General features: G+C 61.4%; 20 protein-coding genes. 18 read left to right on the forward strand and 2 right to left on the reverse strand.

Annotated elements, in window-relative coordinates:
* Positions 1-497: 497 nt before the first annotated feature.
* On the reverse strand, positions 498-1,283 hold the full coding sequence (locus ASH01S_RS10865; RefSeq protein WP_067927827.1) for an IclR family transcriptional regulator: 786 nt from the start codon (positions 1,281-1,283) through the stop codon (positions 498-500).
* 200 nt (positions 1,284-1,483) lie between these two features.
* Between ASH01S_RS10865 and aceB the strand changes: the two genes are divergently transcribed.
* From aceB to thrB, 16 genes are all read left to right on the forward strand, one after another.
* Positions 1,484-3,088 (forward strand): malate synthase A, encoded by a 1,605-nt coding sequence (gene aceB, locus ASH01S_RS10870; protein WP_067927829.1) that lies wholly within the window; start codon positions 1,484-1,486, stop codon positions 3,086-3,088.
* Positions 3,089-3,236: 148 nt separating this feature from the next.
* Positions 3,237-4,154, forward strand: coding sequence for a fumarylacetoacetate hydrolase family protein (locus ASH01S_RS10875; protein WP_067927832.1), 918 nt, complete (start codon positions 3,237-3,239; stop codon positions 4,152-4,154).
* A gap of 172 nt (positions 4,155-4,326) precedes the next feature.
* Complete coding sequence (locus ASH01S_RS10880) at positions 4,327-4,515, forward strand: hypothetical protein (RefSeq protein WP_067927835.1); 189 nt, start codon at positions 4,327-4,329, stop codon at positions 4,513-4,515.
* Positions 4,516-4,609: 94 nt separating this feature from the next.
* Complete coding sequence (locus tag ASH01S_RS10885; protein ID WP_067927839.1) at positions 4,610-5,797, forward strand: MalY/PatB family protein; 1,188 nt, start codon at positions 4,610-4,612, stop codon at positions 5,795-5,797.
* Positions 5,798-6,224: 427 nt separating this feature from the next.
* A complete protein-coding gene (gene ilvE / locus ASH01S_RS10890) occupies positions 6,225-7,133 on the forward strand; it encodes a branched-chain-amino-acid transaminase (RefSeq protein WP_067927842.1) in 909 nt (302 codons plus the stop codon).
* A 32-nt stretch (positions 7,134-7,165) separates the two neighbouring features.
* Positions 7,166-8,830, forward strand: coding sequence for a dihydroxy-acid dehydratase (gene ilvD / locus ASH01S_RS10895; protein ID WP_067927845.1), 1,665 nt, complete (start codon positions 7,166-7,168; stop codon positions 8,828-8,830).
* 237 nt (positions 8,831-9,067) lie between these two features.
* Complete coding sequence (gene ilvB, locus ASH01S_RS10900; RefSeq protein ID WP_067928025.1) at positions 9,068-10,723, forward strand: acetolactate synthase large subunit; 1,656 nt, start codon at positions 9,068-9,070, stop codon at positions 10,721-10,723.
* Entirely contained in the window at positions 10,720-11,253 is a 534-nt protein-coding gene (ilvN, locus tag ASH01S_RS10905) for an acetolactate synthase small subunit (protein ID WP_067927848.1), read from the forward strand. The genes ilvB and ilvN overlap by 4 nt, the downstream gene beginning before the upstream one ends.
* A gap of 28 nt (positions 11,254-11,281) precedes the next feature.
* The gene (gene ilvC, locus ASH01S_RS10910; RefSeq protein WP_067927852.1) at positions 11,282-12,328 is read left to right on the forward strand and encodes a ketol-acid reductoisomerase; all 1,047 of its coding nucleotides are present in this window, start codon (positions 11,282-11,284) and stop codon (positions 12,326-12,328) included.
* On the forward strand, positions 12,315-13,847 hold the full coding sequence (locus tag ASH01S_RS10915) for a 2-isopropylmalate synthase (RefSeq protein WP_067927856.1): 1,533 nt from the start codon (positions 12,315-12,317) through the stop codon (positions 13,845-13,847). Before ilvC ends, ASH01S_RS10915 begins: the two co-directional genes overlap by 14 nt.
* Positions 13,844-14,998, forward strand: a complete 1,155-nt coding sequence (gene leuB / locus ASH01S_RS10920) for a 3-isopropylmalate dehydrogenase (RefSeq protein WP_067927861.1) — start codon at positions 13,844-13,846, stop codon at positions 14,996-14,998. The genes ASH01S_RS10915 and leuB overlap by 4 nt, the downstream gene beginning before the upstream one ends.
* Positions 14,964-16,442, forward strand: coding sequence for a 3-isopropylmalate dehydratase large subunit (gene leuC, locus ASH01S_RS10925; protein ID WP_083517065.1), 1,479 nt, complete (start codon positions 14,964-14,966; stop codon positions 16,440-16,442). The genes leuB and leuC overlap by 35 nt, the downstream gene beginning before the upstream one ends.
* Positions 16,420-17,019, forward strand: coding sequence for a 3-isopropylmalate dehydratase small subunit (gene leuD, locus ASH01S_RS10930; RefSeq protein ID WP_067927864.1), 600 nt, complete (start codon positions 16,420-16,422; stop codon positions 17,017-17,019). The genes leuC and leuD overlap by 23 nt, the downstream gene beginning before the upstream one ends.
* A complete protein-coding gene (locus tag ASH01S_RS10935) occupies positions 17,019-18,374 on the forward strand; it encodes a homoserine dehydrogenase (RefSeq protein WP_083517066.1) in 1,356 nt (451 codons plus the stop codon). Before leuD ends, ASH01S_RS10935 begins: the two co-directional genes overlap by 1 nt.
* 51 nt (positions 18,375-18,425) lie before the next feature.
* Positions 18,426-19,505, forward strand: coding sequence for a threonine synthase (gene thrC, locus ASH01S_RS10940; protein WP_067927868.1), 1,080 nt, complete (start codon positions 18,426-18,428; stop codon positions 19,503-19,505).
* Positions 19,506-19,527: 22 nt separating this feature from the next.
* Positions 19,528-20,508 carry a homoserine kinase gene (gene thrB / locus ASH01S_RS10945; RefSeq protein WP_245629034.1) on the forward strand — a complete coding sequence of 327 codons (981 nt, stop codon included), beginning with the start codon at positions 19,528-19,530 and terminating at the stop codon, positions 20,506-20,508.
* Between the two features lie 36 nt (positions 20,509-20,544).
* Here thrB and ASH01S_RS10950 read toward each other — a convergent pair whose 3' ends face one another.
* A complete protein-coding gene (locus ASH01S_RS10950) occupies positions 20,545-21,093 on the reverse strand; it encodes a CcdC protein domain-containing protein (protein WP_067927871.1) in 549 nt (182 codons plus the stop codon).
* Between the two features lie 114 nt (positions 21,094-21,207).
* Here ASH01S_RS10950 and ASH01S_RS10955 point away from each other — a divergent pair, with 114 nt between their 5' ends.
* Together ASH01S_RS10955 and ASH01S_RS10960 are read left to right on the forward strand one after the other, a co-directional pair.
* Entirely contained in the window at positions 21,208-21,567 is a 360-nt protein-coding gene (locus ASH01S_RS10955) for a YidH family protein (protein WP_067927874.1), read from the forward strand.
* Positions 21,568-21,658: 91 nt separating this feature from the next.
* The gene (locus tag ASH01S_RS10960) at positions 21,659-23,341 is read left to right on the forward strand and encodes an ABC1 kinase family protein (protein ID WP_067927877.1); all 1,683 of its coding nucleotides are present in this window, start codon (positions 21,659-21,661) and stop codon (positions 23,339-23,341) included.
* Positions 23,342-23,390 lie beyond the last annotated feature (49 nt).

Consider the following 23,390-nt stretch of genomic DNA (forward strand, 5'->3'; position numbering starts at 1 on the left):
AAAAAAGCAAAGCAAGTTAAGCGGGGTTATGACAGTACATATCTGAATATTCACTTTAAGTTTTTCTCGATTTGGTGTGTCCAATCTATTGACATAGCACCAGCTTTGACATCGTCAGACTTACGGAGGACGAGTGGCAAAATGATGACGTTTCACCTCACAAAACAGTGACTGCAACAACGGATGTATCCGACGATGCCGAATCGACGAGTACATCCGCCGAAAATCTGAATGGTCTTGGTGAGAGCGGCGCTTGCTCGGATCTGGGGGACAAGCAAACGTATGTTCACATCCACTTGAGTTACCGACTTGGTGATTGAACGTCATGTTTGTGTTTCACGGTTATTATGTCCTAGTTTCCCTCTTTTCCTGTCCCACATTTCGAGCCCACTTTCGGGCGCAACATTGCTTTCGACAGGCCTTCCTGACAAGGGCGCATACGTGCCTTGACCTCGTCGCCTAATGCATTGATCCCCCGATGAAAGCTTGGAATCTGATCACACAGACCTGGGGTGGTTGTCCTGGTGGTGACCAAGCCGCTGCGAGATGCGTCGGCCAGTGTCCATGACCAACGGCGCCAGTTCGACCAACCTGGCTGGGTCGAGGCGTTGGCGGGGACCTGAGACACTGCAGGCGGCCACCACCTGTCCAGTGTTGTCGAAGATGGGAGCCGCTACGCAGCAGATGCCAAGCTCGTGTTCTTCCACATCCATCGCGTAACCCAACCGGCGCGTCGTTTCCAGGGATGCCAGGAACTCGGCTTCGTCGGTCACCGTGTACTCCGTCAACTTCGGCAAGCCATAGCGACGGATGAGTGCGCGCAGTTCGCCCGCTGGGAGAAACGCCAAGATGGCCTTTCCCAGGCCCGTGGCATGCACGGGGACACGTTTGCCGACGCGCGAATGCATGCGGATGGTGTGCGGGGTCTCGACCTTTTCGATGTAGACCACCTCGCCTTGGTCGAGCAGGGCGAGATGGACGACCTCCTGCGCCTGCCGCGCCAGCTCCTGGAGGTGGGGTAGGGCTTCGGATCGGAGGTCGATGGAGGACAACAGCCGCATGCCCAAATCCAACAGGCTGTAGCCGAGCTTGTAGCGGCCGGTCTGCGTGTCCTGTTCCACAAATCCCCGCTTCATCATCGTCCCCAAGAGACGATGCACCGTGCTTTTGTACATGCCGGAGCGACTAGCCAGTTCTGTGATGGCTGCGCCTTGCGGGTACTCACTCATCATCTCCAGCAGGCTGAGCGCCTTGTCGACCGATTTCACTGTGTAGTCTTCCACGGGTCCCACTCCGATGCCATTCCGGTTGTGCTGTCGTCTTCATTATACAGGAGTTCAGACCAGGCAGACGACAGGCGATCGCCACCTTGTTCTGTATTACAGAACAATCTTCCGTAATACGTAATGGTGTGTTATGATGAAATTCAGAATCGTGCTAAGGATCCCGAGGCGCGGACAGTGTGGACAGGGAGGCTGAGGCCATGGAAACCACGTATCCATGCCCAAACGGCGTGATGGTGAGCGGATTGTACCAGGAACGGTTTGCGGAAGTCTTGACTCCCGAGGCTCTCGCCTTTATCGCCGGGCTGCACCGGCGCTTTGAGCCGCAGCGGCGACGGCTGTTGGAGCAGCGTACAGCTCGCCAGCAGGCGATTGACGCGGGGCAGTTGCCCGACTTTCTGCCGGAGACGCGGGAGATTCGCGAGAGTGAGTGGAGCGTGAGCCCGATTCCTGCGGATCTGACGGACAGGCGAGTGGAAATCACGGGACCGAGCGGCGACCGGAAGATGGTTATCAACGCGTTGAATTCGGGCGCGCGCTGCTTTATGGCCGACTTTGAGGACGCCAACTCGCCGACGTGGGAGAACACGGTGGGCGGGCAGGTCAACCTTCGCGACGCGGTGCGGCGCACGATAGAGTACGTCAGTCCGGAGGGGAAGCGCTACGCGCTGCAGCCACGGGTGGCCACGCTCATTGTTCGACCGCGCGGTTGGCACCTGGTGGAAAAACACGTCCAGGTGGATGGGCAGCCGGTGGCCGGCGCCCTGTTTGACTTCGGGCTCTATTTCTTTCACAACGCGCGTGAACTCCTGGCGCGGGGCAGCGGCCCGTATTTCTATCTGCCCAAGCTGGAAAGCCACCTGGAGGCCCGGTTGTGGAACGATGTGTTTGTGCACGCCGAAAGGGAGCTGGATATTCCTCGCGGAACTATCAAAGCTACAGTCCTCATCGAGACGATTTTGGCCACCTTTGAGATGGATGAAATCCTGTACGAGTTGCGGGAGCACGCCGCGGGGCTCAATTGTGGGCGCTGGGACTACATCTTCAGTTATATAAAAAAATTCCGCAACCGGCCCCAGTTCATTTTGCCAGACAGGGCCCAGGTGACGATGACCGTACCGTTCATGCGCCACTACACGCTCTTGACCATTCGGACCTGCCATCGCCGTGGGGCTTTTGCCATCGGCGGCATGGCGGCGCAGATCCCGGTCAAGAATGATCCGGCTGCCAACGAAGACGCGTTGGCCAAGGTGCGGGCGGACAAGGAGCGGGAAGCGAAAGACGGGCACGACGGCACATGGGTGGCGCACCCGGGATTGGTGCCGGTGGCGCTCGAGGTCTTCGACCGGTACATGCCACAGCCCAACCAGCTGGACAAGAAGCGGGAAGACGTTCAGGCCACGGCCGCGGACCTGCTGCAGGTGCCGGAGGGCACCATCACCGAGGACGGGCTGCGTATCAATGTCAGCGTAGGTCTGCAGTACATCGCGGCTTGGCTCGGCGGAGCTGGCGCGGTGCCGATTTTCAACCTGATGGAGGACGCCGCCACCGCGGAGATATCCAGAGCTCAGGTTTGGCAGTGGATCCGTCACCCCAAAGGTGTGCTGGCGGACGGACGCAAGGTGACCATCGATTTGTTCCGCCAGGTGCTGGCGGAAGAATTGGAAAAGATCCGGACTACCGTCGGGGAGCGGCGCTATGAGTCCGGAAATTATGCCGTGGCGGCACAGCTGTTTGAGGAGTTGACCACAGCGGATGATTTCGTTGACTTTCTCACCCTGCCCGGGTACGAGCGATTGCCGTAGTCTGTCACATGACCAGATTGGGGCGGATGGCTACCGAGGAAACCTCTGTACAGGACGCATAGCCATTTGTAAGATAGCCAGTGTTCGGTGTTTTGCAGCAAGACTGGATAGGCGCCACGTGCGCAGACCAGCGGAGGGAGACGGGAGCGTGAAGATTGCCAATCTACGCAGAGACGGTCGCTGGCAGCTGGCCATTGAACACGAAGGGCGGCTGGCGACGGTGTTCGACATTGCGGAGGCCGCGGGCGAGTCGGTCAATTCTCTACCCCAGACAGTGGACGATTTCATCGCGCAACCGGGGCAGCGGCAACGTCTGCGGGAGATCTGCCGGCAAGGGCTGCAGCAGGCGCGTTGGCAGACCCTGGCGGAGGATGAGGTGCAGTTTGGACCCTGCGTGCTGAACCCGCAGAAGATCATCTGCATCGGTCTGAACTATCGCAAGCACGCGGCGGAGACCGGTTCCCCCGTGCCGACAAGTCCGGTCGTGTTCAGCAAGTTCAACAACACCCTGGCCGGGCACCGAGAGCCCATACCGTTGCCGTCGGCGTCCCGCCAGGTGGACTATGAAGCCGAACTGGCCATCGTGATTGGGCAGAAGGTCAGCGGCGTGGATACGGAGCACGCGTTGGCGGCGGTGGCTGGGTACACTGTGGCCAACGACGTGTCGGCTCGCGATTTGCAAAACCGTACACCGCAATGGCTCCTCGGCAAGACATGCGACAAGTTTGCCCCCATCGGGCCGTATTTTGTGACCGCGGACGAGATTCCCAACCCGAACGCTTTACCCATTCGCGCCTATGTGAATGGAGAGCTTCGTCAGAATTCAAACACCAGCGACATGATCTTCTCCTGCGCGGAGTTGGTGTCCTACCTGTCGCGGCACATGACGCTGTGGCCGGGAGACATTATTTTGACGGGCACACCGGAGGGGGTTATCCTCGGCCTGCCTCCGCATGAGCGGCGCTGGCTGCAGGCTGGCGACGAGGTCACCGTCGAGATTGAAGGCATAGGCCGGCTGACCAACCGCTTTGTGCAAGTGACAGAGGAGACCGACGGCGAACGTTAGGCCAGATTGCCCGGACCAGCGTGGCAGTCGGTGCGCGCCCTGCCACTTTACGGCCTGGGCGGGCCGCCTCCGCTGGATGGGTGCATGACCTGGGACCACGCCCGGACAGACTAGGCGTGGTCCCTCTCCTTTCGGGGGGCGCCCACTGGCCGACAGGGGGGAGGTGAATCCTGTGTCGGGAGGGCCGAATCCCAGACAGCGCCGCGCGCTCCGCGATCCGATGCTGCCAGACCCAGAGGAGACGCCGGAGCCGGTGGAAGCTAGTGTGGAGCGGATGTCCAACGAGGGGGGCGTGGCCCCGGAAATTCCGCACGATACCCAGGAATACAAAGGGGTGGACGAGGAAGTTAAGCCGGAGTGAGGATGTTCGACTCAACTTTCGGTATGATGGAATGGCGGGATTCCAACACAGCTCCTGTAATCCCTTGGAGCCGAGAAAGGAGACGCCATACCACGTGAAGTATGACTTTGATGCCGTCGTCGAGCGGGTGGGCACCGGCTGCTCGAAATGGGATGGACTGCAAGAACGGTTTGGCACCACAGACGTATTGCCGATGTGGGTGGCCGACATGGATTTCCCGTCCCCGGAACCGGTGCTCGCGGCGCTGCGCAAGCGCGTGGAGCATGGGGTGTTTGGGTATCCTTTGGTCACTCCAGGCTATCTGGAGGCGGCGGCAGACTGGTACCGCCGCCGCCAGGGTTGGCCTGTAGAGGAAAAATGGCTGGCGCACGCCCCGGGAGTGGTCCCGGCCATCAGTATCCTCATCGAAGCACTCACGGACCCGGGGGACGGGGTGCTTGTGCAACCTCCGGTCTATTACCCGTTCATGCGCGTCATTCGCGAAACCAGGCGCCGAGTCGTCGAAAACCCGCTGCGGCTGGAAGACGGCCGATACGTGATGGACTTGGCGGATCTGGATGCGAAACTCCAGTCCGGGGGTGTCAAGCTGGTCATTCTGTGCAGTCCGCACAACCCGGTCGGCCGCGTTTGGGACAAAGAAGAACTGCGTCAGTTTGCAGAGGTCTGCGAGCGTCACGACGTGCTCATCATTGCCGACGAAATTCACGGCGACCTCATTCTGCCTGGACACCATCACACCCCACTCGCCTCACTGGGGGACCGCATTGCCGAGCGGACTGTGACGTGCGTGGCGCCGAGCAAGACGTTTAACCTCGCCGGACTGCAAACGGCGTTGGTGGTGGCCAGCAATCCACGTCTACGCGAGGCGTATCTGGCGGCACAGCGCCGACGCTCGCAGGCCGGTGCGAACGCCTTGGGCTTGGTGGCGGCGGAGGCCGCCTATCGGTACGGCGACGACTGGCTCGATGAGCTGGTTGTCTATCTGCAGGGCAATGTCGATGTCGTGGTATCCACAGTGAAGGCCGAGATCCCGTCATTGTCGGTGGTGGTGCCCGAGGGGACGTATCTTGTCTGGCTGGACTTTCGGAAGCTGGGGCTGGCCCAGTCCGAGCTTGATCAGTTCTGTCTGACACAGGCGCGAATTGCGTTCGACGAAGGGCACATTTTTGGCACTGGCGGTCAGGGCTTCATGCGCATGAATGTCGGCTGCCCGCGGACGTATGTGCGGGAAGCGATGGACCGCTTGAAACGGGCAGTCAATGCACTATCCGTCGGTGCCTGACGTGCATGCGGCGCGGTCGTGCGCCCTATTCCACTGCGTTCCGGTGCTGGTCCGCACACATCCTTTCCGACGCTCTGAGTTGGCGTTGGGCGGCGGTCGTGCCGCCCTCTTTGTTCGTTCTTCCCGGACATGTGGGCGCTGTTCAAAAAAAATTCATTTTCTCTTCGAGTCCCAATTCCAATGCTATAGTAAGCGTTTACCGACAGAATTGGGTAAACGCTTACATTTATAATAAGGAAAGTTGTGACTATTGACACTCGTCTTCCCTGGAGTCTACAATGTCCTTCAAACTTCTTTTCGCCTCATCGTTCTCACTTTTTTCACTAGCTATATTTGGCTTACAGAAAATAGTAGGACGATTCGAACGGGTCCCGGTTATGGGGCACGTGCGGCTTTGTTGATTTCTTCTTCGGGAGTGTGAAAGAACATGGGGCAAACCATCTTTCTCAACGGCGACTATGTCAGCCGTGACGAAGCCAAGGTCTCCGTCTATGATCATGGACTCTTGTACGGGGACGGGATCTTCGAGGGCATTCGTGTGTACGGGGGAAACGTGTTCCGACTTCGCGAACACCTGATTCGCCTGTACGAATCGGCGCAGTCGGTTATGTTAAAGATCCCCTACAGCTTGGACGAGATGGAAGGCATCGTTGTCGAGACGGTGCGTCGGAATGCCTTGGATGACGCTTATATTCGTCTGGTGGCGACACGCGGCACGGGGGACTTGGGGCTTGATCCATGGAAATGTCAGACTGCAGCGGTGTTCGTCATCGTAGAGGAACTGGCCATGTTCCCGAAGGAGCTATACGAGCAGGGCATTGACGTCGTGTCCGTGCCCACGCGGCGCAGCCGTGGCGATATTCTCAACCCGAGAGTGAAATCATTGAATTACCTTAATAATATTTTGATTAAAATCGACGCCCGTGTCGCAGGGGCGAGCGAAGCCCTTGTATTGAACACGGAGGGCTACGTGGTCGAAGGGTCGGGCGAAAACGTGTTTATTGTAAAGAACGGCGTCTTCTACACACCGCCCACGTATCTCGGCGCCCTCGCGGGCATCACGCGTCAAGTGGTGATGGAGATTGCCGAGGAACTGGGCTACATGGTGAAGGAAGAGGCGTTCCATCGCCATGATGTGTATGTGGCGGATGAAGTGTTCCTGACGGGTACAGCGGCTGAGATTGTACCGGTGGTCAAGGTGGATGGACGTGTCATCGGCACGGGGGAACCCGGATTCTGTACCAAGCAGGTGCATGAGGCTTTCCGGCGGCGTGTGCTTGTCGATGGAGTGCAGGTCTATCCCGACCGAGCGGCATCGGTTGCATCCCGCGTCTGATCAGTCACGGATACTATCAAGGAGGTGCCTGCATGCGCAGCGACATGATAAAAAAGGGCGTGGACAGGGCGCCTCATCGCAGCCTGCTGTATGCGACCGGGGTGAAACCGGCGGACCTGCCGAAACCGTTCATCGGGGTGTGCAATTCGTACGTCGACATTGTTCCTGGTCACGTCCATTTGAAACAGATGGCTGAAGTGGTCAAAGCCGCCATTCGCGAAGCCGGCGGCATACCCTTTGAATTCAACACCATTGGCGTGGACGACGGCATAGCCATGGGCCACATCGGCATGCGCTATTCCCTGCCCAGCCGCGAACTGATTGCGGATGCGGCGGAGACGATGATCAGCGCGCACTGGTTTGACGGTGTCTTTTATATCCCGAACTGCGACAAAATCACCCCCGGTATGCTGATGGCAGCCGTGCGGACCAACGTCCCCTGTGTGTTCGTCTCCGGCGGCCCGATGGAAGCCGGACGTTCGCGGGAGGGCAAGACGCTGTCGCTGGTGTCCGTGTTTGAAGGGGTTGGCAGCTACCAATCCGGGCGCATCAGCGAGGAAGAACTCATGGATTTGGAACGGAACGCCTGTCCAACGTGCGGATCGTGTTCAGGCATGTTCACAGCGAACTCCATGAATACGATCATGGAAATTCTGGGAATAGCCCTCCCCGGCAACGGAACACTCGTTGCCACCTCCAAAGAGCGGGAAGAACTCATCTACGAGGCGGCCCGCCACCTCATGCGACTCATTCAGGAAGATGTGCGTCCGCGCGACATCATCACCCGCGAAGCCATTGATGATGCGTTTGCCCTCGATATGGCCATGGGCGGATCGACCAATACCGTCCTGCACCTGATGGCGATTGCCAACGAGGCGGGGATTGATTACGACCTGGAGCGCATCAACGAGATCGCCCAACGCGTCCCGTATATCGCCAAGATCAGCCCGGCGTCCGAATACAGCATCCAGGATGTGCACAAAGCGGGCGGCGTGTCGGCCATTATCAAGGAGTTGATTGAAGCTGAGGCCATTCATCCGGAGCGCATCACCATTACCGGGAGGACGATTCGAGAAAACGTCCAGGATGCCGAAATTCTGGACGAACGGGTGATTCGCCGGCGTACCGCTCCTTACAGCCCGGTCGGGGGGTTGTCAATCTTGTTCGGAAACCTGGCGCCCGATGGTGGGGTCATCAAAGTGGGCGCGGTGCAGGATGGCATCACGGAATTCGAAGGCGAAGCCATCGTCTACGAGTCGCAAGAGGACGCTCAGCGCGGCATCAACAGCGGCGAGGTCCGCGAAGGGCACGTGGTGGTCATCCGCTACGAAGGGCCCAAAGGGGGGCCGGGAATGCCGGAAATGTTGGCTCCCACCTCTTCCATCGTCGGGCGTGGCCTTGGCACGAAGGTTGCCCTGATTACCGACGGCCGGTTTTCGGGTGCCACACGCGGCATCTGCGTCGGGCACATCTCACCGGAGGCGGCTGAAGGGGGCCCCATTGCCTGGGTACAAAACGGGGACCGCATCCGCATTGACATGAACGCGCGCACTATCGATGTGTTGCTGGATGACGCCGAACTGGCCCGGCGCAAGGAGCAGTGGTCGCCGCCGGAGCCGAAACAGAGAAGCGGTTATTTGCGGCGCTACTCGCAGTTGGTGACGTCGGCCAACACGGGGGCGGTGTTGCGCGGCTGAGGCCGATGCGGCGGGTGAGGGCGACATCCGCCGCCCGGATGGGCAAAGCGTAATCGCGTGGAATCACGGATCCCTGCTGCAGCGGGGCCGACAAACAGAGATGGAGGGAGAGAAATGATGAGCACGGGAGCGGAAGCCGCAGCGCCAAAACCGATGCCGGAGAAAGCGGGCGCCGAGCCCAGTCCGCAGGCGCACGGGCGGCAGGTGCATAGCACGCTGGAATTGACCGGGGCCGAGATGCTGGTGGAGGCACTGCGCAGGGAGGGTGTCGAGGTTCTGTTTGGCTATCCCGGAGGGGCGGTGCTTCCCGTATACGACGCCCTCTACCAATGTGGGATTCGGCACATCCTGCCCCGTCACGAACAAGGGGCCATTCACGCGGCGGAAGGCTACGCGCGCGTGACCGGGCGACCTGGGGTTGTGCTGGCGACGTCGGGGCCGGGCGCGACCAACCTGGTCACGGGTCTGGCAGATGCGATGATGGATTCGTTGCCTCTCGTCGTCTTCACCGGTCAGGTGGCGACCGCGGTCATCGGTACGGATGCGTTTCAAGAGGCCTCGGTGCTCGGCATCACGATGCCGGTCACCAAACACAGCTATCAGGTGCGTGAGGTAGCGGAGCTGCCGCAGGTGATTAAAGAGGCTTTCCACATTGCCACCACGGGTCGTCCAGGGCCCGTACTCATTGACCTGCCCAAGGACATTTCCAGCGCCAAGGGCGTGTTTCATTATGACGCACCGGTTTACCTGCCTGGCTATCAGCCGACCGTAGAGCCCAACCGGCTGCAACTGCGCAAACTGGCGGCCGCTGTGGCAACGGCGCGCCGGCCCGTAATCCTCGCCGGGGCCGGTATTCTGCACGCCCGTGCGCACACCTTGCTGCGCCAGTTCGCCGAACGCACGCGGATTCCGGTGGTCAACACCTTGCTCGGGTTGGGAGGCTTTCCGGGCAATCACGAGCTGTTCCTGGGCATGGGAGGCATGCACGGGACGTTTGCCGCCAACCACGCGCTGTATGAAACCGACCTCCTGATCAACTTTGGGGCTCGCTTTGACGACCGCCTGACCGGCAATCTCAATCACTTCGCCCGGCGGGCGAAGGTTGCCCACATTGATATCGATCCGGCCGAAATCGGCAAGAACGTCGAGACGGACATTCCGGTGGTCGGGGACGCCGGCCGCGCTCTTGAGGTGCTGCTGCAGGAATGTGCCGGTCCGGGCCATTATGAGGACTGGGTTTCACACCTTCTGGAGCTCAAGCGGGATTACCCGTTCTGGTACGAGCGGGACGACAGCGGGCTCAAGCCTCAGTGGGTGGTGGAGGAGATTTGCCGCGCGACCCACGGAGACGCGATTGTCGTGACGGACGTCGGTCAACATCAGATGTGGGCGGCTCAGTTCTATTTGTTCGCGGAACCCAATCGATTTGTGACGTCGGGTGGTTTGGGCACCATGGGCTTTGGTCTGCCTGCCGCTATCGGCGCTCAGCTCGGTGATCCCAATCGGGTGGTGGCCGCCGTGCTCGGCGATGGCGGGTTTCAGATGACGGTGCAGGAGCTCGCCGTGGTGGCCCAGTATCAGTTGCCGATCAAGGTGATTGTGCTGAACAACTCCGCGCTGGGCATGGTCAGACAGTGGCAAGAACTATTTTACCAGGGGCGCTATTCCCATTCCTTGCTCCCATTGCAACCGGACTATGTCAAGCTGGCGGAGGCGTACGCAATTCCGGGTCGCCGGGTGGAGGACGAGGAAAGTTGCGCTGCCGTCCTGCGCGAGGCGTTGGCGCAGCCCGGCCCTGTGCTCATCGAGTGTCGGGTCAAACCGGAGGAGAACGTGTATCCAATGGTGGCCCCGGGCAGTGGCCTGCACGAGATGATAGGGGTGAAACCATGAATGCCCGGATTTTGAACGTGGTGGTCAACAACCGCACCGGCGTCCTCAACCGCATCACGGGACTGTTCCTGAAACGGGGTTTTAACATTCAGAGTCTGACAGTGAGCCCGAGCGAAGTGGACGGTCAGTCGCGGATGACGATTGTCTTGGCCACCGGAGACGAGCGGATCGTGGAACAGGTGATCAAGCAGTTGTCGAAACAGATAGACGTGCTGAAGGTCCAGGACATCACGGATCAGCCGATTGTCGCCCGTGAACTGGTGTTGATTCGGGTGCACAGTCCCATCTCGACTCGGGCGGAGTTGACGAGCCTGATTGAACCGTTTCGGGCCTCGGTCATCGACGTGGGACGTGATTCGGTGACCATTGAGGCCACGGGCAAGCCGGAGAAGATTGACGCCTTGCTGGCGCTGTTGCGCCCGTACGGCATCAAGGAGCTGGCGCGGACCGGCTTGACCAGCATGACGCGCGACAGTGAGACGGTGCAGGAGATTGCCCGTCTTGCGAAGAGCAACGCCTTGTGGGTTTAATTCCAGCGAACAGAGAGGATGTGCCATCATGGTGAAAGTGTATTACGACAAAGATATCGAACTGAACGCCTTGTCCGGACGCACGGTGGCGATTGTGGGGTATGGATCGCAGGGGCATGCCCACGCGCAGAACCTGAGGGACAATGGAGTGGATGTCATCATCGGGCTGCGCCCGGGCCGCTCTTGGCAGCAGGCGGAGGAAGATGGGTTTGCGGTCTATTCGGTCGCCGAGGCGGCTAAGCGGGCTGACGTGGTCGTGATTCTGCTCCCAGACGAGCGGCAGCCGCAGGTGTACCGCAGCGAGATTGAGCCCAATCTGGCGCCCGGAAAGTGTCTGGCGTTCGCCCACGGATTCAACATTCACTTCAGCCAGATTGTTCCTCCCAGTGGGGTGGGCGTGTTTATGGTCGCTCCCAAGGGGCCGGGGCACTTGGTGCGTCGCGTGTTCGTAGAGGGGGGCGGCGTACCGGCTCTGTTTGCGGTTGGTCAAGAGGTGGCCGGAGGCGGTGTCCGCGAGCTGGCGTTGGCCTATGCCAAGGGCATCGGGGCCGGTCGCGCGGCCGTGTTGGAGACCACCTTCGCCGAGGAGACGGAGACGGATTTGTTCGGTGAACAGGCCGTGCTGTGCGGAGGGCTCTCGGCGCTCATCAAGGCGGGCTTCGAGACCTTGGTCGAGGCCGGATACCAGCCGGAAGTCGCGTATTTCGAGTGCCTGCATGAGATGAAGCTGATTGTCGATCTGCTCTACGAGGGCGGATTGGAATACATGCGCTATTCGATCTCGGACACGGCGCAGTGGGGGGATTTCACTGCCGGCCCGCGGATTGTCACCGAGGAGACGAGAGCGGAAATGCGCCGCCTGCTGAAGGAAATCCAGAACGGAACTTTTGCTAAAGGGTGGATTCTGGAAAACCAGGTGGGGCGTCCGCAGTTCAACGCCATCAACCGGCGCGAACAGCAGCACCCGGTGGAGGTGGTCGGCCGCCGCTTGCGCGAGATGATGCCGTTCATTCGTCGGCAGACGACGGGAGTGCCGATGGCGAAAGCCGAGGTGGCGGCCGATGCGGAATATTGAAATCTTCGATACCACGCTGCGGGACGGGGAGCAGTCGCCCGGTGTAAATCTGCACCCGCACGAGAAGTTGGAAATTGCCCTGCAGCTGGAAAAGTACAATGTCGATATTATCGAAGCGGGATTTCCGGCTGCGTCCCAGGGTGACCTGGAGGCGGTGCGCCAGATTGCTCGCGCCGTCAAGGGCTGCTCGGTGGCCGGCTTGGCGCGCGCCAACTTGAAGGATATTGATGCGGCCTGGGAGGCGCTGCGCGAGGGCAGCCAGCCGCGCCTGCATATCTTTATCGCCACCTCGCCCATTCATATGGAGTACAAACTGCGGATGAAGCCGGAAGAGGTCGTCGAAGCGGCGGTATCCTGTGTGCGTTACGGGGCGCAGCGATTTCCGTTGGTGGAGTGGTCGGCCGAGGACGCGACGCGCAGTGATTGGGACTTTTTGGTTCATATCATTCAAAAGGTGATTGACGCGGGCGCCAAGGTGATCAACCTGCCGGATACGGTGGGCTACACCACGCCGGAGGAGTACGGGCGGTTGTTCCGCTACATCCGTGAGCATGTACCGAACATCGACGGGGTCAAACTGTCGGCCCACTGTCACGACGACCTGGGGCTGGCGGTGGCCAACACCCTGGCCGCGATTGAAGCGGGCGTGGACCAAATCGAGGGCACCATCAACGGCATCGGTGAGCGGGCCGGCAACACCGCCTTGGAGGAAGTGGCGGTGGCATTGGCCATCCGCAAGAACGCGTTTCAAGCCGCCACCCGGCTGGACCTGCGCCAGACGGTGCGCACCAGCCGCCTGGTCAGCAAGCTGACCGGGATGTCGGTGCCGGCCAACAAGGCAGTGGTCGGTGCCAACGCCTTCGCCCACGAGTCGGGCATCCATCAGGATGGCGTGTTGAAGAACACGCTGACCTATGAAATCATTGAGCCGGAAATGGTGGGCCTGTCCTCCAACTCGTTGGTGCTGGGGAAACACTCCGGGCGGCACGCGTTCCGTGAGCGGTGCAAGGAGTTGGGGCTGGAACTGGACGAAGAGCGCTTCAACGAGCTGTTTGTGGCGTTCAAAGCGCTGACCGATAAAAAGAAGCAGGTCACGGACGATGATATCCTGGCGCTTGCCCTGGACGCGCAGGCGGAACCGACCGGGACACGGTTCGAGTTGGAGTTCTTGCAGGTTTCGTACGGATCTGCCTTGACGACGACGACCATGGGTCTGCGTTGTCCGGACGGCTCCGTGGTCTGCGAAGCGGCCACCGGCAACGGCAGCGTCGAGGCGATTTTCAATACGATTGAGCGGATTGTCGCGAGTCCCGTGACCCTGCTCGACTACCGCATCCAATCGACGACGGGCGGCCAGGACTCGCTGGCCGAGGTATACGTGCGCGTCGAGTCGGGCGGACGAGAGACGAGTGGACGCGGGATTGACAACGACGTGTTGGCGGCATCGGCCAAGTCGTTCCTGGACGCCGTGAATCGGTTGCAGCTGCCGAGCCGTGGTAAGGTGGTGGAAGTCGGATGACGAAGCGGATTGCGGTTCTGCCCGGCGATGGCATCGGGCCGGAAGTGACCGCGGCGGCGGTACGGCTTCTGCACGCTGTGGCAGCTTGGACCGGGGAGCGGTTTGAGTTCAGGCACGGTCTCATCGGCGGCGCGGCGATTGACGAGACGGGCGAACCGTTGCCGCAGGAGACGGTGGAACTGTGCAAAGACAGCGATGCGGTGCTGCTGGGGGCTGTTGGCGGACCCAAGTGGGATCAGGGGGCTGGGCACCAGCGCCCGGAGGCGGGTCTGCTGGGCATTCGCAAGGCGCTGGGGGTGTACGCCAACCTGCGGCCCATCACGGTCTTCCCCAGTCTGGTCGACGCGTCGCCGTTGCGGCCAGAGGTGGTCCGCGGCGCCGACTTTGTGATTGTCCGCGAACTGACGGGCGGTCTGTATTTCGGTCAACCGCGGGAACGCCGGCAGGTGGATGGTGGACTGGAAGTGGTCGACACGCTGGTGTACACGCAGGGGGAGATTGAGCGGATTTTGCGTCTCGCGTTTGAACTCGCCCGCCAGCGCCGCGGCAGGTTGACCTCCGTGGACAAGGCGAACGTGTTGGAATCGAGCCGGGTTTGGCGAGAGACGGCGGAGCGGCTGGCTCCAGAGTACCCGAATGTGCAGCTCAATCACCTCTTGGTGGACAACGCGGCCATGCAGTTGATTCAGAACCCGGGCCAGTTTGACGTGCTGGTGACGGAAAACCTGTTTGGTGATATCTTGAGCGACGAAGGAGCCATGATTACGGGGTCCATTGGTTTGTTGCCGTCGGCCAGTCTGGGCAGCGGGGGGCCCGGGTTGTACGAGCCCGTGCACGGATCGGCCCCCGACATCGCCGGTCAGAACAAGGCCAACCCGCTGGCCACCTTCTTGTCGACGGCGTTGATGCTTCGGCATTCCTTGGGACTGCCGGAGGCTGCGGACGCGATAGAGCAGGCTGTGCGTGACGTCCTCGCCGCCGGCTGGCGGACGGCCGACCTGATGGGCGGGGGCGTGACAAATTCGGCGCACAGCCCGCTGGGTACCGGCGAGATGACCGACAAGGTGCTGGACGTCCTGAAGACTCGATTGGAAGGGCAAGGGAGGGGAATCATCGATGTCCACAGCGCGGCCGAAGACGCTGTTCGATAAAATCTGGGAACCACACGTAGTCGTGGAGGAAGGCAGTCAAAGCCTCATCTACATCGATTTGCATTTGATCCACGAGGTCACGTCGCCGCAGGCGTTTGAGGCTCTGCGCTTGGCAGGTCGCAAGGTGCGCCGGCCCGATTTGACGTTCGCCACCATGGATCACAATGTGCCGACGGACAATCCGTTCGACGTGCGCGATCCCATCGCGGCCAAACAGATCCAGACGCTGGCGGACAACTGCCGGCAGTTCGGGATTCCGTTGGCCGATTTGAACAGCTGCGATCAGGGCATTGTGCACGTCATTGGGCCGGAGCTGGGCCTGACTCAGCCCGGAAAGACGATTGTCTGCGGCGACAGTCACACCTCCACCCACGGGGCGTTCGGCGCCCTGGCGTTCGGCATCGGGACCAGCGAGGTCGAACATGTGCTGGCCACGCAGTGCCTGTGGCAGGTGCGGCCGAAAACGTTGAACGTGCGTCTGAACGGGCGGATCCCAGCCGGAGTTACGGCGAAGGACATCATCTTGGCGGTGATTGGCCGTTACGGTGTTGATTTTGGCACCGGCTATGTGATTGAGTTTTCGGGCGAGGCGGTGCGGAGCCTGAGCATGGAAGGCCGCATGACCATGTGTAACATGGCGATTGAGGCCGGCGCCCGGGCCGGCTTGGTCGCGCCGGATGAGAAGACCTTTGCCTACCTTCAGGGCCGGCCCTACGCGCCGCAGGGGGCGGACTTCGACCGGGCCGTAGAGGCCTGGAAGCAGCTGTGCACGGACGAGGGCGCCGAGTTTGACAAGGTCATTGAATTGGATGTGGCGGACCTGGAACCGCAGGTCACCTGGGGCACCAACCCGGGCATGTGCCTGGGTGTGAACGACGTGGTGCCGAGCCCGGACAGCTTCACCTCTCCTGTCGCGCGCCAGGCGGCCGAACAGGCGCTTGCCTACATGGGGCTGACCCCGGGAACGCGCTTGACCGATGTGTCCGTCCAGCACGTGTTCATCGGCTCGTGCACCAATGCCCGGATTGAGGACTTGCGGCTGGCGGCTGCTGTCGCCAAAGGCCGGCGGGTGGCGCCCGGGGTGCGGGCTCTGGTGGTGCCCGGATCGAAGCGGGTCAAGGAGCAAGCGGAGGCGGAGGGGCTGCACGAGGTCTTCCGCGCGGCTGGCTTTGAATGGCGGGAACCGGGCTGCAGCATGTGCCTGGCCATGAATCCGGACTTTGTCCCGGCCGGGGAGCGGTGCGCCTCGACATCCAACCGCAACTTCGAGGGCCGTCAGGGGAAGGGAGCGCGTACGCACCTGGTCAGTCCGGCGATGGCGGCTGCCGCGGCCATCGCGGGTCACTTTGTCGATGTGCGCGAGTTTCTGGACGGATCTCCGTCGCCGTTGGCGACCGGATCGAACACTGGGGGTGCAGGCAATGGAGCCGCTCGTCCGGCATGAAGGGAAAACGGCGTTCCTGGACAGGGTCAACGTCGATACGGACCAGATTATACCGAAACAGTTTCTGAAGCGGATTGAGCGCAGCGGTTTCGGCCAGTTTCTGTTCTACGATTGGCGGTACTTAGACGATGGCTCCCCCAATCCGGAGTTTGCGCTCAACCACCCCGATTACGCGGGGGCGAGCATCCTCGTGGCGCGCGACAACTTCGGCTGCGGGTCCTCCCGTGAACACGCCGCCTGGGCGTTGGCCGACTACGGGATTCGGGTCATTTTGGCGCCTTCGTTTGCGGACATTTTTTACAACAACTGCTTCAAGAACGGGCTGCTGCCGGTGGTTTTGGCGTCCGAAACCATTCAGCACCTGTTCACTGTCGGCGCGGGTCATCCGTACAGCCTGACGGTGGACCTGGAGAAGCAGCGCGTGGAGCTGCCGGATGGAACTAGTTACCCATTCGACATCGATCCACAGCGCAAACACAAGCTGCTGAACGGTCTGGATGATGTCGGTTTGACCCTGCAGCACGAGGCCGCCATAGCGGATTACGAACAACGGCGCAGCAAGGCGGCGGTCGGCTGATGGACGTACAGGTTGGATTGCTCGGGTGTGGAACGGTCGGGTCCGGAGTCGTGCAGCTGCTGCGGCGTCGGGCCGGCAAGATCCAGGCTTTGACCGGCATGCGCCCGGTACTAAAGCACATTTTGGTGCGCGACGCGACGAAACCGCGGGCTGTCGACCTGGCTGGCGTCCATGTCACCACGCGGCCGGAGGACATCCTGGAGGATGGGGACGTGCGCGTGGTCATTGAGACGATAGGCGGCGTGGAGGACGCGAGGCGGATGCTGCTAGCCGCCATCGCGGCCGGCAAGCACATCGTCACGGCCAACAAGGACCTGATTGCCAGCCATGGCCCGGAGATCTGGGAGGCCGCCGCCAAGGCGGGCGTGGACGTGTACTACGAAGCGGCGGTGGGCGGCGCGATTCCGCTCATTCGTCCGCTCAAGGAATCCCTGACGGCCAACGACATCACCGACCTGAAGGGAATCCTGAACGGAACCACGAACTACATCCTGACGCGTATGACGGAGACCCGGGCGGAGTTTGCCGACGCGCTGAAGGAGGCCCAGGATCTGGGCTATGCAGAGGCCGATCCGTCCAGTGACGTGGACGGTCTGGATGCGGCGCGGAAGCTGGCCATCCTCGCTTCGATTGCGTTTCATACCCAGGTGCGCTTGGAGGATGTCGAGGTGGCGGGCATCCGCTCCGTGTCCGCGCGCGACGTGCAGTACGCGCAGGAGTTAGGCGCGGTGATCAAGCTACTGGCCACGGCTACCGACCGCGGCGGGCAGTTGGCGCTGCGGGTGCGGCCGACACTGGTGCCGCGGGACCACCCTCTGGCCAGTGTTTCCGATTCGTACAACGCCTTGTTCGTACGCGGCGATGCCTCGGGGGATCTCATGTTCTTTGGCCGCGGAGCGGGCTCGCTGCCGACCGCCAGTGCCGTGGTCGGTGATCTGATTGAGGTGCTGCGCAATCTGCGGCTGGGTGTGGTGCAGATGGCCCCGCAGGTCTGTCTGTTGCATAAACGGGTGGACGCGGCTTCCATGGAGCCGGCGCGCCACTACCTCAGGCTGCTGGTCGACGACCAACCGGGGGTATTCGCGCAGATTGCCGGTCTATTTGGCGAAGGCGGCGTGAGCATGGAGTCGGTACTGCAAAAACGGGTCCACAACAGCTGCGCCGAGATTGTCATTGTCACCCATCGGACGTCCCCCCGGCGATTGCGCGAGGTGCTGTCAGCCCTGCGGCAGTTGGCCAGTGTGCGGGAGATCTGTAGCGTGATGCCAGTGGAACCGGGAGACAAGGAAGGGGAATCCGCGGCTGATCAGGAGACGGCTGGGGCCGCCATGCTGCCGCTGGCCGTGGATGGATGAAGAAAAACCGAGACTTCGTTTACACCGTGCGGGCAGGGGAGGAGCCTGTTGATGATCAACGTGCAGACACGGCACAGGCGCTGGCCGGGGATTCTGTCGAGCTATCGGGAATGGTTGCCGGTGACCGAGCAGACGCCGGAACTCAGCCTGTGTGAAGGCAATACACCACTGATTCCGTCGCCTCTCCTCAGTCGGCGCACGGGCTGTGACGTGTTTTTGAAGTATGAGGGTGCCAATCCGACCGGATCGTTCAAGGACAGGGGCATGGTGTTGGCCGTCGCCAAGGCTTTGGAACAGGGTTCGGAGGCGGTCATCTGTGCTTCCACCGGCAACACGTCGGCTTCCGCGGCGGCCTACGCGGCGCGCGCCGGGGTGCGCGCCATTGTGTTGATTCCCGAGGGCAAGGTGGCGCTGGGCAAGCTGGCGCAAGCGGCCATCTACGGGGCGGAGGTCGTGTCCATCCGCGGTAACTTCGATGAAGCGTTGCAGTTGGTGCGGGAGCTCTCGGAGGTGTTGCCGGTGACGGTGGTCAATTCCATCAACCCGCACCGGTTGGCGGGCCAGCAAACGGCCGCCTTCGAGGTTTGCGACGCGCTCGGCGGCGCCCCGGACAGGCTGTGCATTCCGGTTGGAAACGCGGGCAACATCAGCGCCTATTGGCAAGGGTTCACGGCTTACCACAGGGCGGGCGTGGTGAAATCGACCCCGAAGATGAACGGATTTGAGGCGGAGGGGGCCGCCGCCTTGGTGGTGGGGCACCCGATTGAGCACCCGGAAACGTTTGCCACCGCCATTCGCATCGGCAATCCGGCATCCGCGGAGTTGGCGCTGAACGCCGCCAGAGAATCCGGCGGCGCCATCGGTTTCGTCAGCGATAACGAGATTCGCGAAGCGTATCAATGGATTGCGGGAGAAGGCGTGTTTGCGGAACCGGCGTCGGCGGCATCCGTTGCCGGCCTGCTGAAGTTGGCACGCACCGGCCAGTTGAACCCGGGCGAGACGGTGGTGTGCGTGTTGACCGGCAACGGGCTGAAAGACCCCGATTCAGCCACCAGCATCGCGGCTGCGTCGGCCCAGGTCGTGAATGCGGAGTTGTCGGCCGTGCGGCAGGTGCTCGAGAAGCGGTTGTGAGAGAGGCAGGATGGCGGTAGACATGGATGCAGCGATGACAGCACGGGATCAAGCCAGATCCACCCTGCGCCTGCGCGTACGGGTTCCTGCCACCTCGGCCAATCTGGGACCTGGCTTCGATTGCATGGGGCTGGCGCTGGCCCTGTTCAATGAAATCGAGGTGGAGACCGGTCGCCCGTTTGCGATCACGATGGAAGGAGAGGCGGCCAACCAGCTTCCGCTCACGCGTGACAACGTCATCGTGCAGGCGATGGAGCTTTTGTTCGAGCGGGCGGGGACCACGCGCGTACCTGCGGACTTTTGCATTCGCGCCCACAACCACATTCCCATCGCGGCGGGACTGGGCTCCAGCGCCAGCGCGATTGTCGGCGGCCTGCTGCTCGGCAATGGCTTGGTTCAGCACTTTGATCCGGAGCGTGCGCTGGATGACGCGGCTCTGCTGAAACTGGCGACGGAATTGGAAGGACACCCGGACAACGTCGCGCCTGCGCTGTTTGGAGGGGGGTGCCTGTGTACGGCGGACGGATACGGCCCACCCTATACGCCTCTGCCCATACCCGAGCAGCTGGTGTTTGCGGTCGGCGTGCCCAACTTTCCCTTGCCGACGGAAAAGGCGCGCAAGGCGCTGCCGCAACAAGTCTCGATGGCCGATGCGGTGTACAACGTGGCGCAGGCTGCGCGTCTGATGCTCGCGTTGGCGAGCGGGCAACTGGACGGGCTGCGGGCGGGCTTTGGCGACCGGCTGCATGAGCCGTACCGTCGCCAGTTGATACCCGGGTTTGAGGACGTGCGCCGCGCGGCGGTGCGGCAAGGAGCGAAGGCGCTCACGTTGAGCGGGGCCGGGCCTTCGCTGTTGGCTTGGTGCGACAGCGAGAAGGTGGCTCTGCGGGTGGCCGACGAGATGACCCTCGCCTGGCGGGAGTACAATGTGGAGTGTGTATCGATGGTGCTCCGGCCCTGGCTGGACAAGCCCCGTGTGGAACGATTGGCGCCGCAGGCTTGACCTGCGGCGCTTTTTGACGGTTTGATTGTTTTGTGGCTAATTTCGCGCGTGTCCGTGCTCCGACGCCTCGAGCTGCCTTTCCTTCCACAGCAGATACGCGAAGTAGGCCGCGTAATACGCGAATAAGATGACAATGACAAGCACGGTCCAAGGGTCGCTCGTATAGTTGTTCGCCTGCAGATGAGCCGGTTGGCCATTGGATGCGGCGACGAGGTCTTCGCTGTGGTACAATTCCAACAATCGGTAGGCCAGGCGGCCGATAAACAGGAGCAGCACCACACCACTCACCCAGCCGCTGGGCCGATAGTGCCACACGCCGTTCCGGATTTCGAAACGGGTGGTGGCCGCCGCGACCCATGCCAATGCCAACCCGAGCAGGATGCCGATGCCCATCACCCAATCAGACAGGTGAGTCTGGGCTGCTGTCACCACAAACAGTACGAGCAGCGCCACGAACAGCAGGCAGCGGATACTCATGCGTCGGCGCTGGATGGGTTGGAACGAGATGGTGCGGCGGATGCGTCGGTAGAGGCCGAACGCGACGAGGATGACGATGACGAGTACGGGCAGGATGTGACTTTCCACGCAATTTCTCCTTTCGGCTTGTGTGAGCCGCAGACAGGATTGCCGTGCGTTTGTGTCTTGCTGCGCTCTTTCCCTTCTTATACCACAGTCCATAAGAGGATGGGAGGGTATGGCGTGTCACAGTCCGAAGAATCCAAATACGTCCAGCAACATCTGGCCAACGAACGGACGTTTCTGGCTTGGATTCGCACCATCATCGCGATTTTGGGCATTGGCTTTGTGACCACGAGCTTGCACTTTGAATTAGCGCGCGACATGCATCCGTTCTCTGATGCCCTGATTCGCGGTATCGGCTTGTTCACGATTTTCATCGCCTTGGCGGCTGCGTTCTACGCGTGTTGGAGCTACCTTCACAAACGACGCGGCATCAACTCCGACCAGTTTCAATCCGCTTTTCGCTTCCCCGTCTTCCTGAGCGCGTGTCTGATCTTGATGCTCCTGGCTATGGTTGTCTATCTCCTGACGGCCTACTGACGCGAGCGCTGCGACTCCCGACTGGTCCACCTCCGCCGCACCGCGCGATTGTGCAAGATACGGTACAATGGGAGGGTCGAGGAGGGAGAGCATGGTTCCACGCAAGGTCCGGCATTTCAATCGCTATCGAACGATTGCGCAGATCCTGGTCCGAAACGGGTTTGCCTGGCTGGTGGCGCGCCTGGGTTTGCACGACGTCCTACGGCTGCCCCGAAAGTGGTTTACTCCCGGTGACGAGTCGTCCGCGTCCCAGCCCAGCATGCCGTGGCGGGTGCGCAGGATGCTGGAGGAACTCGGCCCCGCGTTCATCAAGGTGGGTCAGGTGGCGAGCCTGCGCCGGGACCTGCTGCCGGAGCCGTTGATTCTGGAACTGGAGAAGTTGCAGGATCAGGTGCCGCCGTTTTCCTTCGCGGATGCCAAGGCCATCGTGGAAGACGAGCTCTCCTGTCCGCTGGAAGACGTGTTTGCCATGTTCGAGGCCGAACCTATCGCGGCCGCCTCCCTGGGTCAGGTGCACCGGGCGGTGCTGCGGAGCGGCGAGGTGGTGGCGGTCAAGGTACAGCGGCCCGGGGTTCAGCAGCAGGTCCGCGTCGACCTGGAGATTTTGGCCGATCTCGCCTGGCGGGCGGAGCGGCACCTGAGTGTGGCCAAGCATTACCGCGTCAGCGACATGGTGGAAGAGCTCTCCCGCACCGTTCTGCAGGAATTGGATTACCGCGCGGAAGCCCGCAACTGCGAACGCATAGCTCGCGAAAATCGTGGCAACCCGGAGATCTACATTCCCAAGGTGTATTGGCCCTATACCACCTCCCGCGTTCTGGTGATGGAGTACGTGCAGGGGATAAAGCTCGGTGACGTGGCCAAATTGCGCGAGCAGGGATTCGATTTGTCGGAGTTGGCGGCGCGGGCTTCACGGGCCGTTTTCGAGCAGTTGCTGATTCGCGGCTTCTTCCATGCCGATCCGCACCCCGGTAATCTGGCGGCGCTGCCGGACGGGCGCATTCTGTTTCTGGACTTTGGCATGGTTGGCCGATTGACGCCGGAGATGCGGGATCACCTGACTTCGCTCGTTATCGCGCTGATGCGCCGCAACACCGACCAGATTGTGCGGGCACTCACGCGCATGGGGGTGGTGCCGCCGGATGTCGACATGGCGAAGGTGCGCCGCGACATTGACGACCTGCGGGAAAAATACTACGACGTCCCCTTGGCGGAGGTCTCCTTGGGCGAGTCCGTCAAGGACATCTTCACCGTGGCGTACAAGCACCGCATCGAAATCCCGCCCGATCTCACCTTGGTCGGCAAGACGCTCCTGACCATCGAAGGGGTGGTGGAGAATCTGGATGAAGGGTTCCGCATCATGGATATTGCGGAACCGTTTGGTCGCCGGCTGCTGTGGGAGAAGGCGAACCCGGCGACGGCCGCGCGACGGTTGCTGCACGGCGCAGAAGTGCTGTCCGAGTTGACCGTTGAGCTGCCGCGCGTTCTCCAGGATGTACTCCGGCAGCTGCGGCGCGGTCCGGTCGAATTCAACCTGCGCGTGCCCGAATTGGAACAGGTGTTGCGCAATCTTGACAGGATTGGCAATCGACTCTCGTTCAGCCTGATGGTTCTGGCTATCAGCATCCTGGTGGCGGCCTGGATGGTTGCGTGCTCGCTGACCGATCCGAAGCTCCCCGTACTCGGGTTGCCTGCCACGGACGTGGGTCTCTTTCTGATTTTCGCCATGCTGGTTTGGCTCATCTGGTCCATCTTCAGGTCCGGGCGGTTTTGACACGCCGATGGTGACCGGGACCGCACGGCACCAGTCGGCTCCGCTTCCG

Source organism: Alicyclobacillus shizuokensis NBRC 103103 (assembly GCF_001552255.1).
Classification (GTDB): Bacteria; Bacillota; Bacilli; order Alicyclobacillales; family Alicyclobacillaceae; genus Alicyclobacillus_G; species Alicyclobacillus_G shizuokensis.

What these genes read in the sequence shown, in the direction of transcription:
- aceB (WP_067927829.1), top strand. Translation starts at nt 1,484, where the DNA reads ATGGAAACCACGTATCCATGCCCAAACGGCGTGATGGTGAGCGGATTG.
- ilvE (WP_067927842.1), top strand. Translation starts at nt 6,225, where the DNA reads ATGGGGCAAACCATCTTTCTCAACGGCGACTATGTCAGCCGTGACGAA.
- ilvD (WP_067927845.1), top strand. Translation starts at nt 7,166, where the DNA reads ATGCGCAGCGACATGATAAAAAAGGGCGTGGACAGGGCGCCTCATCGC.
- ilvB (WP_067928025.1), top strand. Translation starts at nt 9,068, where the DNA reads ATGCTGGTGGAGGCACTGCGCAGGGAGGGTGTCGAGGTTCTGTTTGGC.
- ilvN (WP_067927848.1), top strand. Translation starts at nt 10,720, where the DNA reads ATGAATGCCCGGATTTTGAACGTGGTGGTCAACAACCGCACCGGCGTC.
- ilvC (WP_067927852.1), top strand. Translation starts at nt 11,282, where the DNA reads ATGGTGAAAGTGTATTACGACAAAGATATCGAACTGAACGCCTTGTCC.
- ASH01S_RS10915 (WP_067927856.1), top strand. Translation starts at nt 12,315, where the DNA reads ATGCGGAATATTGAAATCTTCGATACCACGCTGCGGGACGGGGAGCAG.
- leuB (WP_067927861.1), top strand. Translation starts at nt 13,844, where the DNA reads ATGACGAAGCGGATTGCGGTTCTGCCCGGCGATGGCATCGGGCCGGAA.
- leuC (WP_083517065.1), top strand. Translation starts at nt 14,964, where the DNA reads ATGTCCACAGCGCGGCCGAAGACGCTGTTCGATAAAATCTGGGAACCA.
- leuD (WP_067927864.1), top strand. Translation starts at nt 16,420, where the DNA reads ATGGAGCCGCTCGTCCGGCATGAAGGGAAAACGGCGTTCCTGGACAGG.
- ASH01S_RS10935 (WP_083517066.1), top strand. Translation starts at nt 17,019, where the DNA reads ATGGACGTACAGGTTGGATTGCTCGGGTGTGGAACGGTCGGGTCCGGA.
- thrC (WP_067927868.1), top strand. Translation starts at nt 18,426, where the DNA reads ATGATCAACGTGCAGACACGGCACAGGCGCTGGCCGGGGATTCTGTCG.
- thrB (WP_245629034.1), top strand. Translation starts at nt 19,528, where the DNA reads ATGGATGCAGCGATGACAGCACGGGATCAAGCCAGATCCACCCTGCGC.
- ASH01S_RS10960 (WP_067927877.1), top strand. Translation starts at nt 21,659, where the DNA reads ATGGTTCCACGCAAGGTCCGGCATTTCAATCGCTATCGAACGATTGCG.